General features: G+C 66.4%; 13 protein-coding genes. 8 read left to right on the top strand and 5 right to left on the bottom strand.

Going from position 1 to position 15,229, the window contains the following annotated elements:
- Positions 1–8: 8 nt before the first annotated feature.
- Positions 9–248 (bottom strand): hypothetical protein, encoded by a 240-nt coding sequence (locus MRBLMU1_RS24875; RefSeq protein WP_363507284.1) that lies wholly within the window; start codon positions 246–248, stop codon positions 9–11.
- A gap of 89 nt (positions 249–337) precedes the next feature.
- Here MRBLMU1_RS24875 and MRBLMU1_RS24870 point away from each other — a divergent pair, with 89 nt between their 5' ends.
- The 5 genes from MRBLMU1_RS24870 to MRBLMU1_RS24850 are packed head-to-tail and all read left to right on the top strand — an operon-like array spanning position 338 to position 5,844.
- Complete coding sequence (locus tag MRBLMU1_RS24870) at positions 338–1,600, top strand: MFS transporter (protein ID WP_363507281.1); 1,263 nt, start codon at positions 338–340, stop codon at positions 1,598–1,600.
- Positions 1,601–1,642: 42 nt separating this feature from the next.
- Positions 1,643–3,310, top strand: a complete 1,668-nt coding sequence (locus tag MRBLMU1_RS24865) for a glycoside hydrolase family 10 protein (protein WP_363507278.1) — start codon at positions 1,643–1,645, stop codon at positions 3,308–3,310.
- A 2-nt stretch (positions 3,311–3,312) separates the two neighbouring features.
- Positions 3,313–4,212, top strand: coding sequence for an N-acetylglucosamine kinase (locus MRBLMU1_RS24860; RefSeq protein WP_363507275.1), 900 nt, complete (start codon positions 3,313–3,315; stop codon positions 4,210–4,212).
- Between the two features lie 19 nt (positions 4,213–4,231).
- Positions 4,232–5,215: an N-acetylmuramoyl-L-alanine amidase gene (locus tag MRBLMU1_RS24855; protein ID WP_414646115.1), complete on the top strand. Its 984-nt coding sequence runs from the start codon at positions 4,232–4,234 to the stop codon at positions 5,213–5,215.
- Positions 5,216–5,232: 17 nt separating this feature from the next.
- Positions 5,233–5,844, top strand: a complete 612-nt coding sequence (locus MRBLMU1_RS24850) for a M15 family metallopeptidase (RefSeq protein ID WP_363507272.1) — start codon at positions 5,233–5,235, stop codon at positions 5,842–5,844.
- Between the two features lie 131 nt (positions 5,845–5,975).
- Here the strand turns inward: MRBLMU1_RS24850 and MRBLMU1_RS24845 are convergent, their stop codons facing one another.
- Positions 5,976–6,953, bottom strand: coding sequence for an aldo/keto reductase (locus MRBLMU1_RS24845; protein WP_363507269.1), 978 nt, complete (start codon positions 6,951–6,953; stop codon positions 5,976–5,978).
- Positions 6,954–7,062: 109 nt separating this feature from the next.
- Between MRBLMU1_RS24845 and MRBLMU1_RS24840 the strand changes: the two genes are divergently transcribed.
- Positions 7,063–7,974: a LysR family transcriptional regulator gene (locus MRBLMU1_RS24840; RefSeq protein ID WP_363507266.1), complete on the top strand. Its 912-nt coding sequence runs from the start codon at positions 7,063–7,065 to the stop codon at positions 7,972–7,974.
- On the opposite strand, the gene MRBLMU1_RS24835 is transcribed toward MRBLMU1_RS24840, so the two are convergent.
- The gene (locus MRBLMU1_RS24835) at positions 7,941–9,554 is read right to left on the bottom strand and encodes a D-alanyl-D-alanine carboxypeptidase/D-alanyl-D-alanine-endopeptidase (RefSeq protein ID WP_363507263.1); all 1,614 of its coding nucleotides are present in this window, start codon (positions 9,552–9,554) and stop codon (positions 7,941–7,943) included. The genes MRBLMU1_RS24840 and MRBLMU1_RS24835 overlap by 34 nt on opposite strands.
- A 10-nt stretch (positions 9,555–9,564) precedes the next feature.
- Positions 9,565–10,803 carry a nucleoside recognition domain-containing protein gene (locus MRBLMU1_RS24830; protein WP_363507260.1) on the bottom strand — a complete coding sequence of 413 codons (1,239 nt, stop codon included), beginning with the start codon at positions 10,801–10,803 and terminating at the stop codon, positions 9,565–9,567.
- A 107-nt stretch (positions 10,804–10,910) separates the two neighbouring features.
- On the opposite strand from MRBLMU1_RS24830, the gene MRBLMU1_RS24825 reads away from it, so the two are divergent.
- Together MRBLMU1_RS24825 and MRBLMU1_RS24820 are read left to right on the top strand one after the other, a co-directional pair.
- On the top strand, positions 10,911–12,656 hold the full coding sequence (locus tag MRBLMU1_RS24825) for an ABC transporter substrate-binding protein (protein WP_363507257.1): 1,746 nt from the start codon (positions 10,911–10,913) through the stop codon (positions 12,654–12,656).
- 21 nt (positions 12,657–12,677) lie between these two features.
- Entirely contained in the window at positions 12,678–13,595 is a 918-nt protein-coding gene (locus MRBLMU1_RS24820) for a YihY/virulence factor BrkB family protein (protein WP_363507254.1), read from the top strand.
- Positions 13,596–14,000: 405 nt separating this feature from the next.
- Here the strand turns inward: MRBLMU1_RS24820 and MRBLMU1_RS24815 are convergent, their stop codons facing one another.
- Positions 14,001–15,128 carry an acyl-CoA dehydrogenase family protein gene (locus tag MRBLMU1_RS24815; protein WP_363507251.1) on the bottom strand — a complete coding sequence of 376 codons (1,128 nt, stop codon included), beginning with the start codon at positions 15,126–15,128 and terminating at the stop codon, positions 14,001–14,003.
- Positions 15,129–15,229: the final 101 nt, after the last annotated feature.

The raw sequence follows: 15,229 nt of genomic DNA, 5'->3' as shown, positions 1-15,229 counted from the left end.
AGTTTCGGTCATGCCTTGTACCCCGTGGCGACGATGTAGTACTGGAAGGCGAACGAGGCCGCCGCCGCCAGCAGCGCCCGCGCGGCCCACAATTTTCCGCCGAAGGTCAGGCCGGGACGCTTGGCCAGCGTGCCGCGGTAGGCGCGGTAGCCGAGATACATGTTCAATGGACCGAACAGGAAGATGGTCACCATCAGGAACATCAGCGGATAAGACAGCAGGATCAGTAAAAATGTCAGCAGGTACATGATTTGGCGGCGTTCGGTTGCGTTATGTTCGTTGTGTGCGTATGGTAACTGCCGTGAGCATAACAGCAGCGGCCGCCGCGAAAGGAAGTATGAAGCAACAACGCAACCCGTGGACCTGGGTGCCCAGCATTTCATTTAGCCAGGCCGTGCCCTACGTCGCGGTGATGATGCTGTCGACGGTGATGTATAAAAACCTGGGCATCTCCAACACCGACCTGGCGTTCTATACCGCCTGGCTGTACCTGCCGTGGGTCATCAAGCCGCTGTGGTCGCCCTTGGTCGAGCTGGTCGGCACCAAGCGGCGCTGGATCGTGCTGCTGCAGTTGTTGACGGGCGCGGCGCTGGCGTGCGTGGCGCTGACCCTGCACCTGCCGCAGTTCTTCGCCCTGAGCCTGGCCGTGCTGTGGCTGATGGCGTTCAGTTCGGCCACCCACGATATCGCCTCCGACGGTTATTACATGCTGGGCCTGCCGACCCATGGCCAGCAGGCCGCCTTCGTCGGCGTGCGTAGCGCCTTTTACAAGCTGGCGATGATCGCCGGCCAGGGCGGCATCGTCTACATGGCCGGCGAGTTGATCAAGTCCAGCGGCGATCCGGCCTGGGCCTGGTCGGTGGTGTTCGGCGTGATGTCGGCGCTGTTTTTGCTGCTGTGTGCCTACCACCATTTTGTTTTGCCGCGTCCCGATTCGGACCGCAGCCATGCCGGCGGCGGCGCGCTGTGGACCGATTTTATCAACACCTTCCGCAGCTTTTTCCAGAAGCCAGGCATAGGCGCCATCCTCGGCTTCCTGCTGCTGTACCGGCTGGGCGAGGCGCAGCTGCTGAAGATGGCGGCGCCGTTCCTGCTCGATCCGCGCGACCAGGGCGGCCTGGGCTTGACGACGTCGGAATTCGGCCTGGTCTACGGCACCATCGGCGTGTGCGCGTTGGTGCTGGGCGGCTTGGCCGGCGGCGTGGTCATTTCGCGCTTCGGCCTCAAGCGCGCGCTGTGGCCGATGGTGTTCATCATGCACGTGCCCGACCTGGTGTTCGTCTATCTGGCGACGGCCTTGCCGACCGATATCGTGCTCATTTCGGCCTGCCTGGCGGTCGAGCAGTTCGGCTACGGCTTCGGCTTCGCCGCCTTCATGCTGTACATGATCCTGGTGGCCGACGGCGAGCACAAGACCGCCCATTACGCGATCTGCACCGGCTTCATGGCGCTGGGCATGATGCTGCCGGGTATGGTCAGCGGCTGGATACAGGACCATCTGGGCTATCAAAAGTTTTTCATCTGGGCATGTATTTCGACCTTGCCGGCGTTTTTCATGACCGCCAGGGTGCGGATCCCGATTGAATTCGGTAAGAAATAGGCGTCCCCGGCTTTACAATAGAAGGCTCAACTGTATCGGGGAATGGTTTTGGTTTTTAATGCAAAGAAACGGCTGACCTTGACCGCCGGCGTGGCCGGCGTCATGGCGGCGCTGCTGGAAGGGTGTTCGAGCACGCCGACGGCGCCCGGCGCCGATGGCGCCACCCCGCCCTCGCCGACGCCGCCGCGCCAGCCCGGCGCCGGCGCGCCGCCACCGCCGCCGTTCGATCCGACCATGCCGCCGCCGGCGCCGCGCGAGTTCCGCGCGGCCTGGGTGTCGACCGTCGCCAATATCGACTGGCCCAGCCGCAGCAATTTGAGCGCCGAGAAGCAGCAGGCCGAGGCCGTCGCCATCCTGGAGCGCTGCAAGGCGCTGAACCTGAACGCCATCGTGCTGCAGGTGCGCCCGAGCGCCGACGCGATCTATCCGTCCGAGCTCGAGCCGTGGTCGGAGTTCCTGACCGGCCAGCAGGGCCGCGCTCCCAAGGGCGGCTACGATCCGTTGCAATTCTGGATCGAGCAGGCGCACGCGCGCGGGCTCGAGCTGCACGCGTGGTTCAACCCCTACCGCGCCCGGCACGCGACGGCCAAGTCGCCGCTGGCGCGCAACCATATCGCCAACACCCATCCGGAGGCGGTCAAGCCCTACGGCCGCTATCTGTGGATGGACCCGGGCGAGTCGGCCGCCTCGCAGCGCACGCTCGACGTCATCCTCGACGTGGTGCGCCGCTACGACATCGACGGCGTGCACATCGACGATTATTTCTATCCGTATCCGATCGACACGCCCAACGCGGCCGGCCCCGAGGGCGTGGCCCTGGACGGCGGCCTGGGCGGCAAGCAGGAACTGGAGTTCCCGGACCAGCCATCGTGGCAGCGCTACCTGCTCGGCGGCGGCACCCTGGACCGGCCGCACTGGCGGCGTCAGAACGTCAATGCGCTGATCCAGGCGCTGTATCTGGGCATCCACAAGGAAAAGAGCTGGGTGCGCTTCGGCATCAGCCCGTTCGGCATCGGCCGCCCGGACCGGCGCCCGGCCGGCATCGTCGGCTTCAGCCAGTACGACAAGCTGTACGCGGACGCCGAGCTGTGGCTCAACAACGGCTGGCTCGACTACCTGGCGCCGCAGCTGTACTGGCCGGTGGCGCAGGCGCCGCAGGCGTTCGACGTGCTGCTCGACTACTGGCTGGCGCAGAACACGCGCGCGCGCCACGTCTGGCCGGGGCTGTATACCAGCCGCATCAACAACAGCGCCAAGACGTTCGCGCCGGAGGAGATCGTCAAGCAGATCGGCGTCGCGCGCAGCCGCGCCGGCGCCCGCGGCCACTTGCACTTTTCCATCGCCGCGCTGATGGAGAACCGCAAGGGCATCACCGACCAGCTCAAGGCGCGCGCTTACCAGACGGCGGCGCTGGCGCCGGCCACGCCGTGGCTGGGCGCCGAAGCGCCTGCCGCGCCGAGCGCGACCGCCAGCCGCGAATCGCAGGGCGTGGGCGTGCGCCTGGCGGCCGGCGCCGGCAAGCCGGTCACGCACTACGCGATCTGGAGCCGCTACGGCGCCGAGTGGCGCTTCGCCGTCGCGCCGGCGTCGCGGCCGGTGCTGCTGCTGGCGGACGACGCGGCCGGCCTGGCGGCGGAGATGGTGGTGGTCAGCGCGGTCGACCGGCTCGGCAACGAGAGCGCGCGCGTCAGCGTCTACAAGCGCGGCTGACGATGGGCGATCTCGGCCTCGGCATCGACGCGGGCGGCACGCAAACCCGCTGGGCGCTGGCCGACAAGGCCGGCGTCATCGTCGCCGAGGGCGGCGTCGGCGGCATGTCGGCCACGCAGATGGGCGACGACGCCGGCCGCGCCTCGGTGCGCGCCGTCTTCGCCACTTTGGCGGAGCAGGCGTTGGCCGCCGGCCGTCCCGTGGCCCTGTGCGCCGGCCTGACCGGTTTCGACGGCGCCGCCGGCCTGCCGGCGCTATGGCTGGCGGAATTGCTGAACGTGGCGCCGGCCGCCGTCGCCGTGCGCAGCGACATCGAAATCGCCTATCTGGACGCCTTCGCGCCCGGAGAAGGGTATCTGGTGTACGCCGGCACCGGCTCGATCGCCGCCTGGATCGACGCCGACGGCCAGTTCCACCGCGCCGGCGGACGCGGCGTGACCCTGGACGACGGCGGCGGCGGCTTCTGGATCGCGCGCGAGGCGATGCGCCACATCTGGCGCCTGGAGGACGAGGAGCCGGGCGCGTGGCGGCGCTCGGCCATGGCGCGTGCGGTGTTCGACCACGTGGGCGGCAGCGACTGGGCCTGCTCGCGCCAGTTCATGTACGGCCAGGAGCGCGGCGCGATCGGGCGGCTGGCGCTGGCCGTCGCCGCCAGCGCCGACGCCGATCCGGTCGCGCGCGGCATCCTCGAGGAGGCCGGCCGCGAACTGGCGCGCATCGCGCTGGCGCTGGTGCGCCGCCACGGGCCGCGCCCGATCGCCTTGGCCGGCCGCGCCGCCACCTTGCATCCACTGATCGCGCGGACGATGCGCGCGGCGCTGCCGGCCGACCTGCCGCTGACACAGCGCGAAACACACGCGCACCACGCGGCCGCCCGTATTGCTCTAAACTCACACAATTGAATCGCTGCCGAGATTGCCCATGAAGATAGTTCCGCTGACCGTTTTGTCCACCATGATGGCGTTGCTGGCCGGTTGCGCCACCGTGCCGCCGAGCGAGCCGCGCATCGACCGCAGCCTGAGCTCGCGCGGGCAGAGCGACCGGGTCAAATACATCATTCTTCATTACACGGTGTCGGACCTGCCGCGCTCGATCAAGATCTTGACGCAGCAGGATGTCAGCGCGCACTACCTGCTGACCGACACCGAGCAGCCGTTCTTCTACGCGCTGGTGGATGAATCCCGGCAGTCGAACCACGCCGGCATCAGCAGCTGGAAGATTTACAACCAGCTCAATTCGGCGTCGATCGGCATCGAGATCGTCAATCCGGGCTTCACCGACACGCCGCAGGGACGGGTGTGGTATCCGTTCAAGCAGGCGCAGATCGACCAGTTGATTTTGCTGCTCAAGGATATCGTCAAGCGGCATGGCATCAAGCCGGAGAATATTCTCGGCCACAACGATATCGCGCCGCAGCGCAAGCAGGACCCGGGGCCGATGTTCCCGTGGAAGCAGCTGGCCGACGCCGGGCTGGTCACGTGGCCGGAGCCGAGCCGCGTGGCCGCGCGCCTGCCGGGGTATCAGCAGCAGTTGCCGGATGTGCTGTGGTTCCAGCTCAAGCTGGCGCAGCACGGCTACGCGGTGCCGCAGACCGGGCAGTTCGATGAGGCGACGCGCAATGTGTTGACGGTGTTCCAGTCGAAGTATCGGCAGTCGTTGTTCGACGGAATGCCGGATGCCGAGACGGCGGCGATTCTGGATGTGTTGACCAGTCCGCTGCCGGTGTTGCCGGCGACGGGCGCGCCGCCCGCGCCGCCCGCGCCGGTCGTTGCCGCGCCGACGGTGCCAGCGCCGGTCACGCCAACGCCGGTCACGCCGGTGCCGGCCGCGCCCGTGCCAACGCCGGTGACCCCGGCCGTGCCTCCACAGCCGGTGCCCGTCACCGAGCCGGTCGAGTCGCAATAAGCCAGCGGGTGCCGGCAATGACGTCTCCCATCCACTGCGAAACGATTGCCGGCCACCCGGATTTCCGCCGTCTCGACGCCATCCAGGGCATCGCCGTCGATCTGCGCTACGCCACGCCGGACAACTTTGTCGGCAGGGATCTTTATTCGCCGCTGGACTGCGGCTTCCTGCATAAGGATGCTGCGGCCGCGCTGGAGCGCGCCGTCGCCTGGCTGGCGGAGCGCCGTCCGGATTACACGCTTTTGGTGCTGGACGCCCTGCGGCCGCAACGGGTGCAGGAGCAGCTCTGGCAAGCGCTGCAGGGCACCGATCTGCTGGGTTATATCGCCGATCCGGCGCGCGGCTCGATCCACTCGTTCGGCATGGCGCTGGACGTCACGCTGCTCGACGCGCAAGGCCGCGAGCTCGACATGGGAACCGGCTTTGACGACCTGAGTGAGCGCTCGCATCCGGCCAAGGAGGCGCTGTTGCTGGCGCGGGGCGAGCTGAGCGTGCAGCACATCGAAAACCGCCGCTGGCTGCGCGGCGCGATGTTCCAGGCCGGCTTCGTCGGCATCAACAGCGAATGGTGGCATTTCGACTGCGGCGATCGGCTGCTGGTGCGGCGCGACTACGCGCGCGTATTGTAAAACCACGCGCCGTCGCGAACAATTTAGTAAGAAATAGCGCCGAGTAGTAAAGGTTAGAGATGATTAGTAAGGTTTAGTAAATCCGGATTTTTCGGGCATCCCCCCACCGAAGTTCTTAAGGAACTCTGTTTTTACCGGTCCACCATCGCCATTCGCTCCCGGCTATAGCGCGACCCCGCGACCTGCTTCAGCGCGTTGTCGAGTATGTCCATCTCGCGGGTGTCGAGCGCGATCCCTGCGGCGGCCACGTTCTGCTCCAGGTACGTACGGCGGCGCGTGCCGGGAATCGTCACGATGTCGTCGCCCTTGTGCATCGCCCACGCCAGCGCGATCTGCCCCGGCGTGACCCGCCGCGCGCCGGCCAGCTCGCGCACAATGGCGGCCGCCTGCATGTTGCGGTCGAAATTGTCGCCTTGCAGGCGCGGATCCAGATGCCGGAAGTCGCTCTCAGGATATTCCTCCGCGCGCTTGGCGCTGCCCGCCAGGAAACCCCGTCCCAGCGGACTGAACGCCACCAGCCCGATGCCCAGCTCGCGCAGCGCCGGGATCACGTCCGCCTCCAGGTTGCGTTCCCACAGCGAATACTCGCTCTGCACCGCGCTGATCGGGTGCACCGCGTGCGCGCGGCGGATGTTGGCCACCCCCGCCTCCGACAGCCCGAGATAGCGCACCTTGCCCTCGCGCACCAGATCGGCCATCACGCCGACCACCTCCTCCACTGGCACCCGCGGATCGATGCGGTGCTGGTACAGCAGGTCGATATAGTCGGTGCCCAGCCGGCGCAGCGAGCCTTCGACCTTGGCGCGGATGCCCGCCGGGTCGCTGGTGACGCCGACGGTCTTGCCGTCGCGGATGTCGAAGCCGAACTTGGTGGCGAGGATGACCTCGCCGCGACGCCCCGCGAAGGCGCGGCCCAGCAAGGCTTCATTGTCGTAAGGCCCGTATTGCTCGGCGGTGTCGAAGAAGTTGACGCCCAGATCGATCGCGCGGTGCAAGGTGGCGACCGCCTCGGTCTGGTCGGCCGGGCCGTAGGTGTTGCTCATGCCCATGCAGCCGAGGCCCTGCGCCGATACCGTCAACCCCTGGCTGCCTAAAGTGCGTTGTTTCATGATGACTCCTTGTCGATAACTTGGATTTAGTATGCCACCATCTAAAAAATACACAATCAGCTTAAAATGCAAAGCATTATTGATGCAGGTGCAACGGTGAGGCTGGCTTATGGAAATGCTGAAGGAAATGGCGATCTTCGCGCAGGTGGTCGACAGCGGCGGGTTCTCGGCCGCCGCGCGCCAGCTGGGACTGACGACGTCGGCCGTCAGCCGCCACGTGTCGCGGCTAGAGGCTTATATCGGCGGCCGGCTGTTGCAGCGGACCACGCGCTCGGTGTCGCTGACCGAGCTGGGCGAGCAGGTGCACGCCGCCTGCGTCCGCATGGTGAACACGGCGCGCGAGATCCACGCGCTGGCCGGCAGCTACAGCGCGCGGCCCAACGGCGTGGTGCGCATCAGCGCGCCGGTGGTGCTGGGGCAGCTGTGGCTGGCGCCCTTGCTGCCGGCGTTTCTGGACCGCTACCCCGAGGTCGACGTTCGCCTGTCGCTGGTGGACCGCAACGTCGATTTGATCGAGGAGGGCATCGACCTGGCGATCCGCATCTCGGCCGACCTGGCGCCGGGGCTGGCCGCGCGGCCGCTGGGGCCGATGCGCTATGTGCTGGTGGCGTCGCCGCAATACCTGGCCGCGCACGGCACGCCGGCCATGCCGCAGGAGTTGCCGCAACACCGCTGCAACTACCTGGGTTACGCGCGTTTCGGCGCGGCCTGGACCATGCGGCGCGAGGGGACGGACGGCCCTGACATCGCCAGCATCCGCGTGCCGTCGCGCTTGACGATCAACAACAGCGCGGCGCTGATGGCGGTGGTGGAGTCCGGCGGCGGCATCGGCCTGGTGCCGGACTTCACCGCGCGCGCGGCGCTGGCGCAGGGCCGCGCGGTGCGGATTTTGGCGGACTGGACGTTCGACGAGCCGTATGCCGGCACCGTGCACGCGGTCTACATGCCCGGCCCGCACCTGGCGCTGAAGGTGCGGGCCATGATCGATTACCTGGTGGCCGAAGGCGCGCTCGGCGCATAAGGGACGGCCGTGCCGGCCGGCGCGCCGGAGCGCGCGACCCAGTCGATCAGCGCGTCGAGCACGGCGCGCCCGGCGCCGTTGGCGACGTGCTCGTCGTTGAGCATGGCGACCACGATGACGGGTTGGTTGCCGGCGTCCTGCACGTAGCCGGCGACGGCGATCACGCCTTTCAAGGTGCCGGTCTTGATGCGCGCGCGCATCGCCGCCGGACTGTCCTTGAGGCGCCGGCGCATGGTGCCGTCGGTGGCCGCGATCGGCAGGCTGGAGAGGAATTCGGGCATCCACAGGCTCTGCAGCCCCGCCCGCAGCACGCCGGCCACCTGCGCCGGCGTGGCGCGGGCCAGGCGCGACAGACCGGAGCCGTTGTCGATGACCAGCCCGGTGTCGTCGATGCCGCGTTGCCGCAGCCAGGCGCGGATGGCGGCGTCGGCGCGCGCGGCGGTGGTGGGGTAGGCGGCGTCCGGCGGTAGCGGCCGGCTGCCGAGCGTCGGGTCCGCCTCCAGGCTGCCCAGGCTGAGGAACAGCGTGCCGGCCAGCGTGTTGTCGGAGTTTTTGTGGATGTCGCGCAGCGTCTCGGGCAGCGGCCGCGAGACGTGCTCGGCCAGCAGGCGCAGCACCGGCGCGGCGGCGGACGAGGCGGCCGGCGGCGTGGTGGGCGCCGGGCTGGCGGCGGTGGCGTCGGTGTCGGCGTTGACCGCCGGTGCCGGCAGCGACGGCGGCGTCGGCGCGCCCGCCTCGCGCACCTCGCCGCCCAGTTTGCCGCCCAGCCGGCTCCACGTGGCGCGCAGCAGGCGCGCGAGGTAGTCGTGCGGGTCGAGCACGTTGACGCTGATCGACTTGACGCAATCCCGCGGGAAGCTGCCGTGCAGCACGACGTCGATCCTGTCGCCGTCGCGCGCGATGCCGGGGTCGCGCCAGCCGTTCTCCCACGCCGGGCAGGGCGCGTCGCTGGCCGCCATCTCCGAGCGCACGCCGACCTGGTCCATCGGCGGCGTCATCGCCAGCGACAGCTTGCCGCCGGCCGAGCGCAGCTCCACCTTCAGCAGGTTGGTGTTGATCAGCAGCGCGTTCGGCACGACGTTGTAGTAGGCCCACGGATATTCGTCGAACGGCGGCAGGCCGATGTCGGGCCGCGCCGGCTGGAACAATTGCCGGTCGAGCACGACGTCGCCCTGGATGGCCTTGATGCCCTGGTTGCGCAGCGCCTGCAGCATGTGGCCGAGCACGTCCTCGTCGAAGTCGCCGTCGGCGCCGCCGCGCAGGATCAAATCACCCCGCAGCACGCCGTTGACGACGGGCGCGCTGCTGAGCATTTCGGTGCGGCCGCGGAACACCGGCCCCAGTTGCTCGAGCGCCGTCATGGTGGTGAACAGCTTGACCGTCGATGCCGGCTGCATGATTTGCCGGGCGTTGTGCGACACCAGGGTGGCGTCGCCGCGCAGCACCAGCACGCCGGCCGCCTCGGGCGGGATCTGCGCCGCGCGCATCAGCCGGACGACCGGCTCCGGCAACTCGGTGGCGTGGGCGGCGCCGGTGGCTGCGAGGCTGGCCAGCGCGGCAAGGAGGAGGCGATGAAGCATGGCGATCCGTTCAGTGGAAGAAGATGTAGGCCACCGAGATGGCGGCGACGACGCCGGCGAAGTCGGCGATCAGGCCGCACGAGATCGCGTAGCGCGTCTTGCGGATGCCGACCGAGCCGAAGTACAGCGCCACGATGTAGAAGGTGGTGTCGGCCGAGCCCTGGAACACGCACGCGAGGCGGCCGACGAAGGAGTCGACCCCGTAGGTCTGCATGGCGTCGATCATCATCGCCTTCGAGCCGCTGCCGCTGAGCGGCTTCATCAGCGCGGTCGGCAGCGCCGGCACGAAATCGGTGTTGAAGCCGAGCGCGCCGAACAGCCAGCTGAAGCCGTCGACGACAAAGCCGAACAGGCCGGCGTTGCGGATCACGCTGATGGCCACCAGCATGCCGACCAGATACGGGATGACGGTCAGCGACGTCTGGATGCCGCCCTTGGCGCCCTCGATGAAGGCTTCGTAGACGTTGACCTTCTTCCACAGCGCGCCGATGATGAAGCCGCCGATGACGCCCATCAGGACCAGGTTGCTGAAGACCTTGGAGAACAGTTCGATCTCTGGGCGCGTGAGCACCTGCGTGAAATACCAGATCAGCGCGACGATGGCGGCGGTGCTGCAACCGAGCCAGCTCAGGACCACGCGGTCGAACAGGTTGATGCGCTGGCGGATCGCCACGGCGATGAGGCCGGTGACGGTGGCGACGTAGGTGGCGATCATGCACGGGATGAAGATGTCGGACGGGTCGGCCGCGCCCAGGATGGAGCGCTGCGCCATGATCGCCACGGGGATCAACGTCAGGCCGGACGTGTGCAGCACCAGGAACATGATCTGGGCGTCGGTCGGCTCGTCCTTGCTGGGATTGAGCGTTTGCAGGCTTTCCATCGCCTTCAGGCCGAACGGCGTGGCCGCGTTGTCGAGGCCGAGCAGGTTGGCCGAGAAATTCATCAGCATGTGGCCGGTGGCCGGATGCTCCTTGGGCACGCCCGGGAAGATGCGCGAGAAGAACGGCGCGATGATGCGCGCCAGCAGATTGACGGCGCCGGCCTTCTCGCCGATGTTCATGATGCCCAGCCACAGGGTCATCACGCCGGCCAGCGGCAGCGCGATGTCCATCACGCCGCTCTTGGCCGACTCGAACGTGCCGTCGATGATGCGCTTGAAAATTTCCGTGTCGCCCATGAACAAGTACTGCGCCAGCGCGGCGGCGAACCCGACGAGGAAGAAGCCAGACCAGATGTAATTGAGCGACATATGTTCGATTTTTCGTGAAACTGTGGGCGACAGGCAAAGTATAGCGGGTCGGCACGCGGAAAAAGTTATAAGCTGCCGCTTTACGTATGCGATGTGAAATGGATGCCATGCTGAAAAGTTATGCAGCCGCCATGCTGGCGCTGGTGGTCGGGCTCGGGCTCGGGTTCGGCGCCGGGGACGCCGTCGCGCAGGCCGCCCAGGGCACTCCCGCCCCCAAGGTCCTGCGCGCCTTCCTCAGCACCGGCGAAACCGGCCTCGATCCGGCGGTCGCCTCCGACATCGCCAGCCTCAGCCTGCTGGAAAACCTGTTCGACCCGCTGCTGCGCTACGATTACCTGGCCCGCCCCGTCACCCTGCAGCCGAACACCTTGAGGGCCATGCCCACAGTCGCGGACAACGGCCTGACCTACACCTTCCACCTGCGCCAGGACGTGTATTTCACCGCCGATCCCGCGTTCAAGGGCGCGCGCCGGCAAGTGACGGCGCAGGATTACGTCTACAGCCTCAAGCGGCTGTACGATCCGGCGCTCAAGTCGCCGTGGAGCTTCCTGCTGGACGGAAAAATCGTCGGCGACGACGCGCTCAAGGCGCGCTTCGGCTACGACGGCGACATCGCCGGCCTGCGGGCGGTGGACAAGTTCACCTTGCGCATCCGGCTCAACGCCGCCGATCCCAACTTCCTGTTCTATCTGGCGATCCCCGCCACGGGCGTGGTCGCGCGCGAGGTGGTCGAGGCGTACGGCGTGCAGGTCGGCAACCACCCGGTCGGTACCGGCCCGTTCAGGATCGGCACGTGGAAGCGCAGCGACCAGATCTCGTTGCTGGCCAACCGCGATTTCCGGCCGATGTACTTCCAGGGCCGGCGCCTGCCGCTGGTGGACCGGGTCGACATCAAGATCATGGAGGAATACCAGTCGCGCGTGCTGGGCTTTTTGAACGGCGAATTCGACTTCCTCGAACAACTGCCCGAATCGATGAAGGAAATGGTGCTAACCGGCGACGCCACACCCACCCTGAAGCCGGAGCTGTCGCGCAAGGGGCTGGTGCTGTCGCCCTTCCCCGTGCTGCAGACTTATTACATGTGGATGAACATGGAGGACCCGCTGATCGGCGGCTACGGCAAGGACAAGGTGGCGCTGCGCCGCGCCATCGCGCTCAGCTACAACAGCGCCGAGGACATCGCCCAGATGAAGAAGGGGCTGGCGCTGCGCGCCGAGACGCCGCTGCCGCCGAACGTGCTCGGCTACGATCCGGCCTATCGCAGCCCGGTCGGCTACGATCCGGCGCTGGCCAACGCCTTGCTGGACCGCTACGGCTATAAAAAGGGACGCGGCGGCTTCCGCACGCTGCCCGACGGCAAGCCGCTGACCCTGGTCATGCACACCGAACCGTCGATGGTCGGCCGCCTGCGCGACGAGCTGTGGCGCAAGAACCTGAACGCGGTCGGCCTCGACGTCACCTTCAAGAGCGACAAGAAAACCGAGATCATCAAGGCCTCGCGCCTGGGCGCGGTGATGATGTTCGAAACCAACTGGGTGGCCGACTTCCCCGACGGCGACAATTTCTATCAATTGCTGTACGGCCCGAACAAGGCGGGACCGAACTACGCCCGCTTCAACCTGCCCGCCTACAATCAGCGGTATGAACAGACCCGCACGATGGGGGAATCGCCCGCGCGCACCAGGTTGTACGATGAAATGGCGCAAATCATTCATGCGTACACGCCCTGGGTGTTGCTGACGCATCCGATTTCCGCCGATCTGCAGCAGCCATGGCTTAGAAATTACAAGCGCCACCCGGTGGAATTGACCAACTGGCGCTATCTGGACGTAGACGCACATACCCCACGCTGAGCCGCCGCGTACAATGGATAAATGAAATTTCTCAATCGCCGGGGGCTGGCCTACGTGCTCACGCACCCCATGGACTTCCTGGTGCAATGCCTCAAGGGCTTTCGCGCCAATCAGGGCCTGCTGCTGGCGGGCGCGGTGGCGTATTACTCGTTGCTATCGATCGTCCCGCTGCTGATGCTGGTGGTGGTCGCGCTGTCGCACGTGATCGACCAGGACGTGCTGCTGGACACGGTGGGCCGCTATCTGAACTACCTGGTGCCAGGGCAATCGAAACCGTTCGTCACCGAGGTCGGGCATTTCCTCGAACACCGCGACGTGGTCGGCGGCGTGTTGCTGGTCAGCATGATTTTCTTCAGTTCGCTGGCCTTCACGGTGCTGGAAAACGCCATGTCGGTGATCTTCAAGCACCGGGTCGAGATCAGGCGCCGGCGTTTCCTGATCTCGGCCATCATGCCCTACTGCTTCATCCTGTCGCTGGGCGTGGGCATGCTGGTGGTGACCCTGGTGGCCGGCAGCCTGCAAGTGATGGGCGAGGAAAGCGTGCGCTTGTTCGGCTACGACTGGTCGCTGGAGGGCGTGTCGGGCGCGCTGCTGTACATGCTGGGGCTGGGCGGCGAGGTGCTGGTGCTGACGGCCATCTACCTGGTGATGCCGGTGGGGCGGCTGTCGCTGTCGCACGCGCTGATCGGCGGCGTCACGGCCGCGCTGCTGTGGGAACTGGCGCGCCACATCCTGGTCTGGTATTTCTCGACCCTGTCGCAGGTGAACGTCGTGTACGGCTCGATGACGACGGCCATCATCGTCATGTTCAGCCTGGAGATCGGCGCCACCTTGCTGCTGTTTGGCGCCCAGGTGATCTCCGAATTCGAACGCGCGTGCCGCCACAAGCCGCGCCGCAATCCGACGCCGATGACCACGGAAGCGACAGAAATGAAATAATTTGTGCGTCGCACAAACATCTGTGTTACACTACGTTCGTGGTTGAGGTTTCTTGGTTTCCAAGCGAACAGTCCCACATCCAAGGCAAGCGCAGTGATTCGATATGTGTAAGAACGGATTGCAAATGGCGCTACCTGGAGTTGTAGTTTCGAATACATTGGTCGTTTTACACGTTGGAGGCACCACGCAGATAGCATGGGCGTCCGAGAAACGCTGAAGTCACTTTGCAGATAGCACTGGACGACGGCACGATTAAAGCATTGGTAATACATTGGAACGAAGCCCGTTGAGATACGGGCTTTTTTTTCGTCCAAAATATGGGGTCAAGTCTGACATTCGGACACGAGCTCTGCTAAACAGTGCTTCAGTTCGTGTCCGAATGTCAGACTTGACCCCCGAGTTGTTTTAGAGTGCGCGGGCGATCAGCAGCTTTTGGATGTCGCTGGTGCCTTCGTAGATCTGGCAGACCCGCACGTCCCTATAGATGCGCTCGACCGGGAAGTCGGAGACGTAGCCGTAGCCGCCATGCACCTGGATGGCGTCCGAGCAGACCTTTTCCGCCATCTCGGAGGCGAACAGCTTGGCCATCGCCGCCTCTTTTAAGCATGGCAGGCCGGCGTCCTTCATCGCGGCGGCGTGACGGATCAATTGCCGCGCCGCTTCGATTTGCGTGGCCATGTCGGCCAGCCGGAATTGCACCGCCTGGTGCTCGAAGATCGGCTTGCCGAAGCTTTCGCGCTCGCGCGCGTACGCCAGCGCCGCTTCGTACGCGGCGCGCGCCATGCCGACCGCTTGCGAGGCGATGCCGATCCGCCCGCCCTCCAGTCCCGATAGCGCGATCTTGTAGCCCTGCCCCTCTTCGCCGATCAGGTTCTCGGCCGGGATGCGGCAGTTTTCGAACAGGATCTGCGCCGTGTCCGACGAGTGCTGGCCCATCTTCTGCTCCAGCCCGGCGACGATGTAGCCCGGCGCCGACGTCGGCACCCAGAAGGCGCTGATGCCTTTCTTGCCGGCGGCCTTGTCGGTGACGGCGAGCACGATGGCGACGTCGGCGTATTTGCCGCTGGTGATGAATTGCTTGACGCCATTGATGACGTAGTCGCCGCCGTCGCGCGTGGCGGTGGTGCGCAGCGCGGCGGCGTCGCTGCCGGTGTGCGGCTCGGTCAGGCAGAAGGCGCCGAGCATGTCGCCTTGTGCCAGCGGACGCAGCCATTGCTCCTTCTGCCGGTCGTTGGCGTACATCATGGCGATGCTGCACACCGGGCAGTTGTTGACCGAGATGATGGTGGAGGTGCCGCCGTCGCCGGCTGCGATCTCTTCCAGCACCAGCGCGAGCGAGACGTAGTCCATGCCGGCGCCGCCCAGCGCCTCCGGCACGGCGACGCCGAAGGCGCCCAGCGCGGCCAGTTCCTTCAGTTCCTCTTTCGGGAAGTGGTGTTCCTTGTCCCAGCGCGCGGCCTGCGGCGCCAGGCGCTCGCGGGCGAAGGTGCGCAGGGCGTCGCGGATCATTTCGTGTTCTTCGGTCAGTATCATGTCGTCTCTTTTTTATAGTTGTAACCCGCAACCCGCGACGATGGGGTCGTACCCGGGTGGGTACGACCCCGCTTGGATGTGCGGGTTTCGTCTTTAACGCC

Source organism: Burkholderia sp. LMU1-1-1.1, from assembly GCF_040675865.1.
Taxonomy (GTDB): domain Bacteria; phylum Pseudomonadota; class Gammaproteobacteria; order Burkholderiales; family Burkholderiaceae_D; genus Rugamonas.
The sequence above is the reverse complement of the archived record's forward strand: the minus strand, read 5'-3'. Positions and strand labels throughout refer to the sequence as shown.

Coding starts and splice junctions, on each gene's coding strand:
- MRBLMU1_RS24830 (WP_363507260.1), bottom strand. CDS start 10,803: ATGTCGCTCAATTACATCTGGTCTGGCTTCTTCCTCGTCGGGTTCGCC.
- MRBLMU1_RS24865 (WP_363507278.1), top strand. CDS start 1,643: ATGGTTTTGGTTTTTAATGCAAAGAAACGGCTGACCTTGACCGCCGGC.
- MRBLMU1_RS24860 (WP_363507275.1), top strand. CDS start 3,313: ATGGGCGATCTCGGCCTCGGCATCGACGCGGGCGGCACGCAAACCCGC.
- MRBLMU1_RS24840 (WP_363507266.1), top strand. CDS start 7,063: ATGGAAATGCTGAAGGAAATGGCGATCTTCGCGCAGGTGGTCGACAGC.
- MRBLMU1_RS24815 (WP_363507251.1), bottom strand. CDS start 15,128: ATGATACTGACCGAAGAACACGAAATGATCCGCGACGCCCTGCGCACC.
- MRBLMU1_RS24835 (WP_363507263.1), bottom strand. CDS start 9,554: ATGCTTCATCGCCTCCTCCTTGCCGCGCTGGCCAGCCTCGCAGCCACC.
- MRBLMU1_RS24825 (WP_363507257.1), top strand. CDS start 10,911: ATGCTGAAAAGTTATGCAGCCGCCATGCTGGCGCTGGTGGTCGGGCTC.
- MRBLMU1_RS24875 (WP_363507284.1), bottom strand. CDS start 248: ATGTACCTGCTGACATTTTTACTGATCCTGCTGTCTTATCCGCTGATG.
- MRBLMU1_RS24850 (WP_363507272.1), top strand. CDS start 5,233: ATGACGTCTCCCATCCACTGCGAAACGATTGCCGGCCACCCGGATTTC.
- MRBLMU1_RS24845 (WP_363507269.1), bottom strand. CDS start 6,953: ATGAAACAACGCACTTTAGGCAGCCAGGGGTTGACGGTATCGGCGCAG.
- MRBLMU1_RS24820 (WP_363507254.1), top strand. CDS start 12,678: ATGAAATTTCTCAATCGCCGGGGGCTGGCCTACGTGCTCACGCACCCC.
- MRBLMU1_RS24855 (WP_414646115.1), top strand. CDS start 4,232: ATGAAGATAGTTCCGCTGACCGTTTTGTCCACCATGATGGCGTTGCTG.
- MRBLMU1_RS24870 (WP_363507281.1), top strand. CDS start 338: ATGAAGCAACAACGCAACCCGTGGACCTGGGTGCCCAGCATTTCATTT.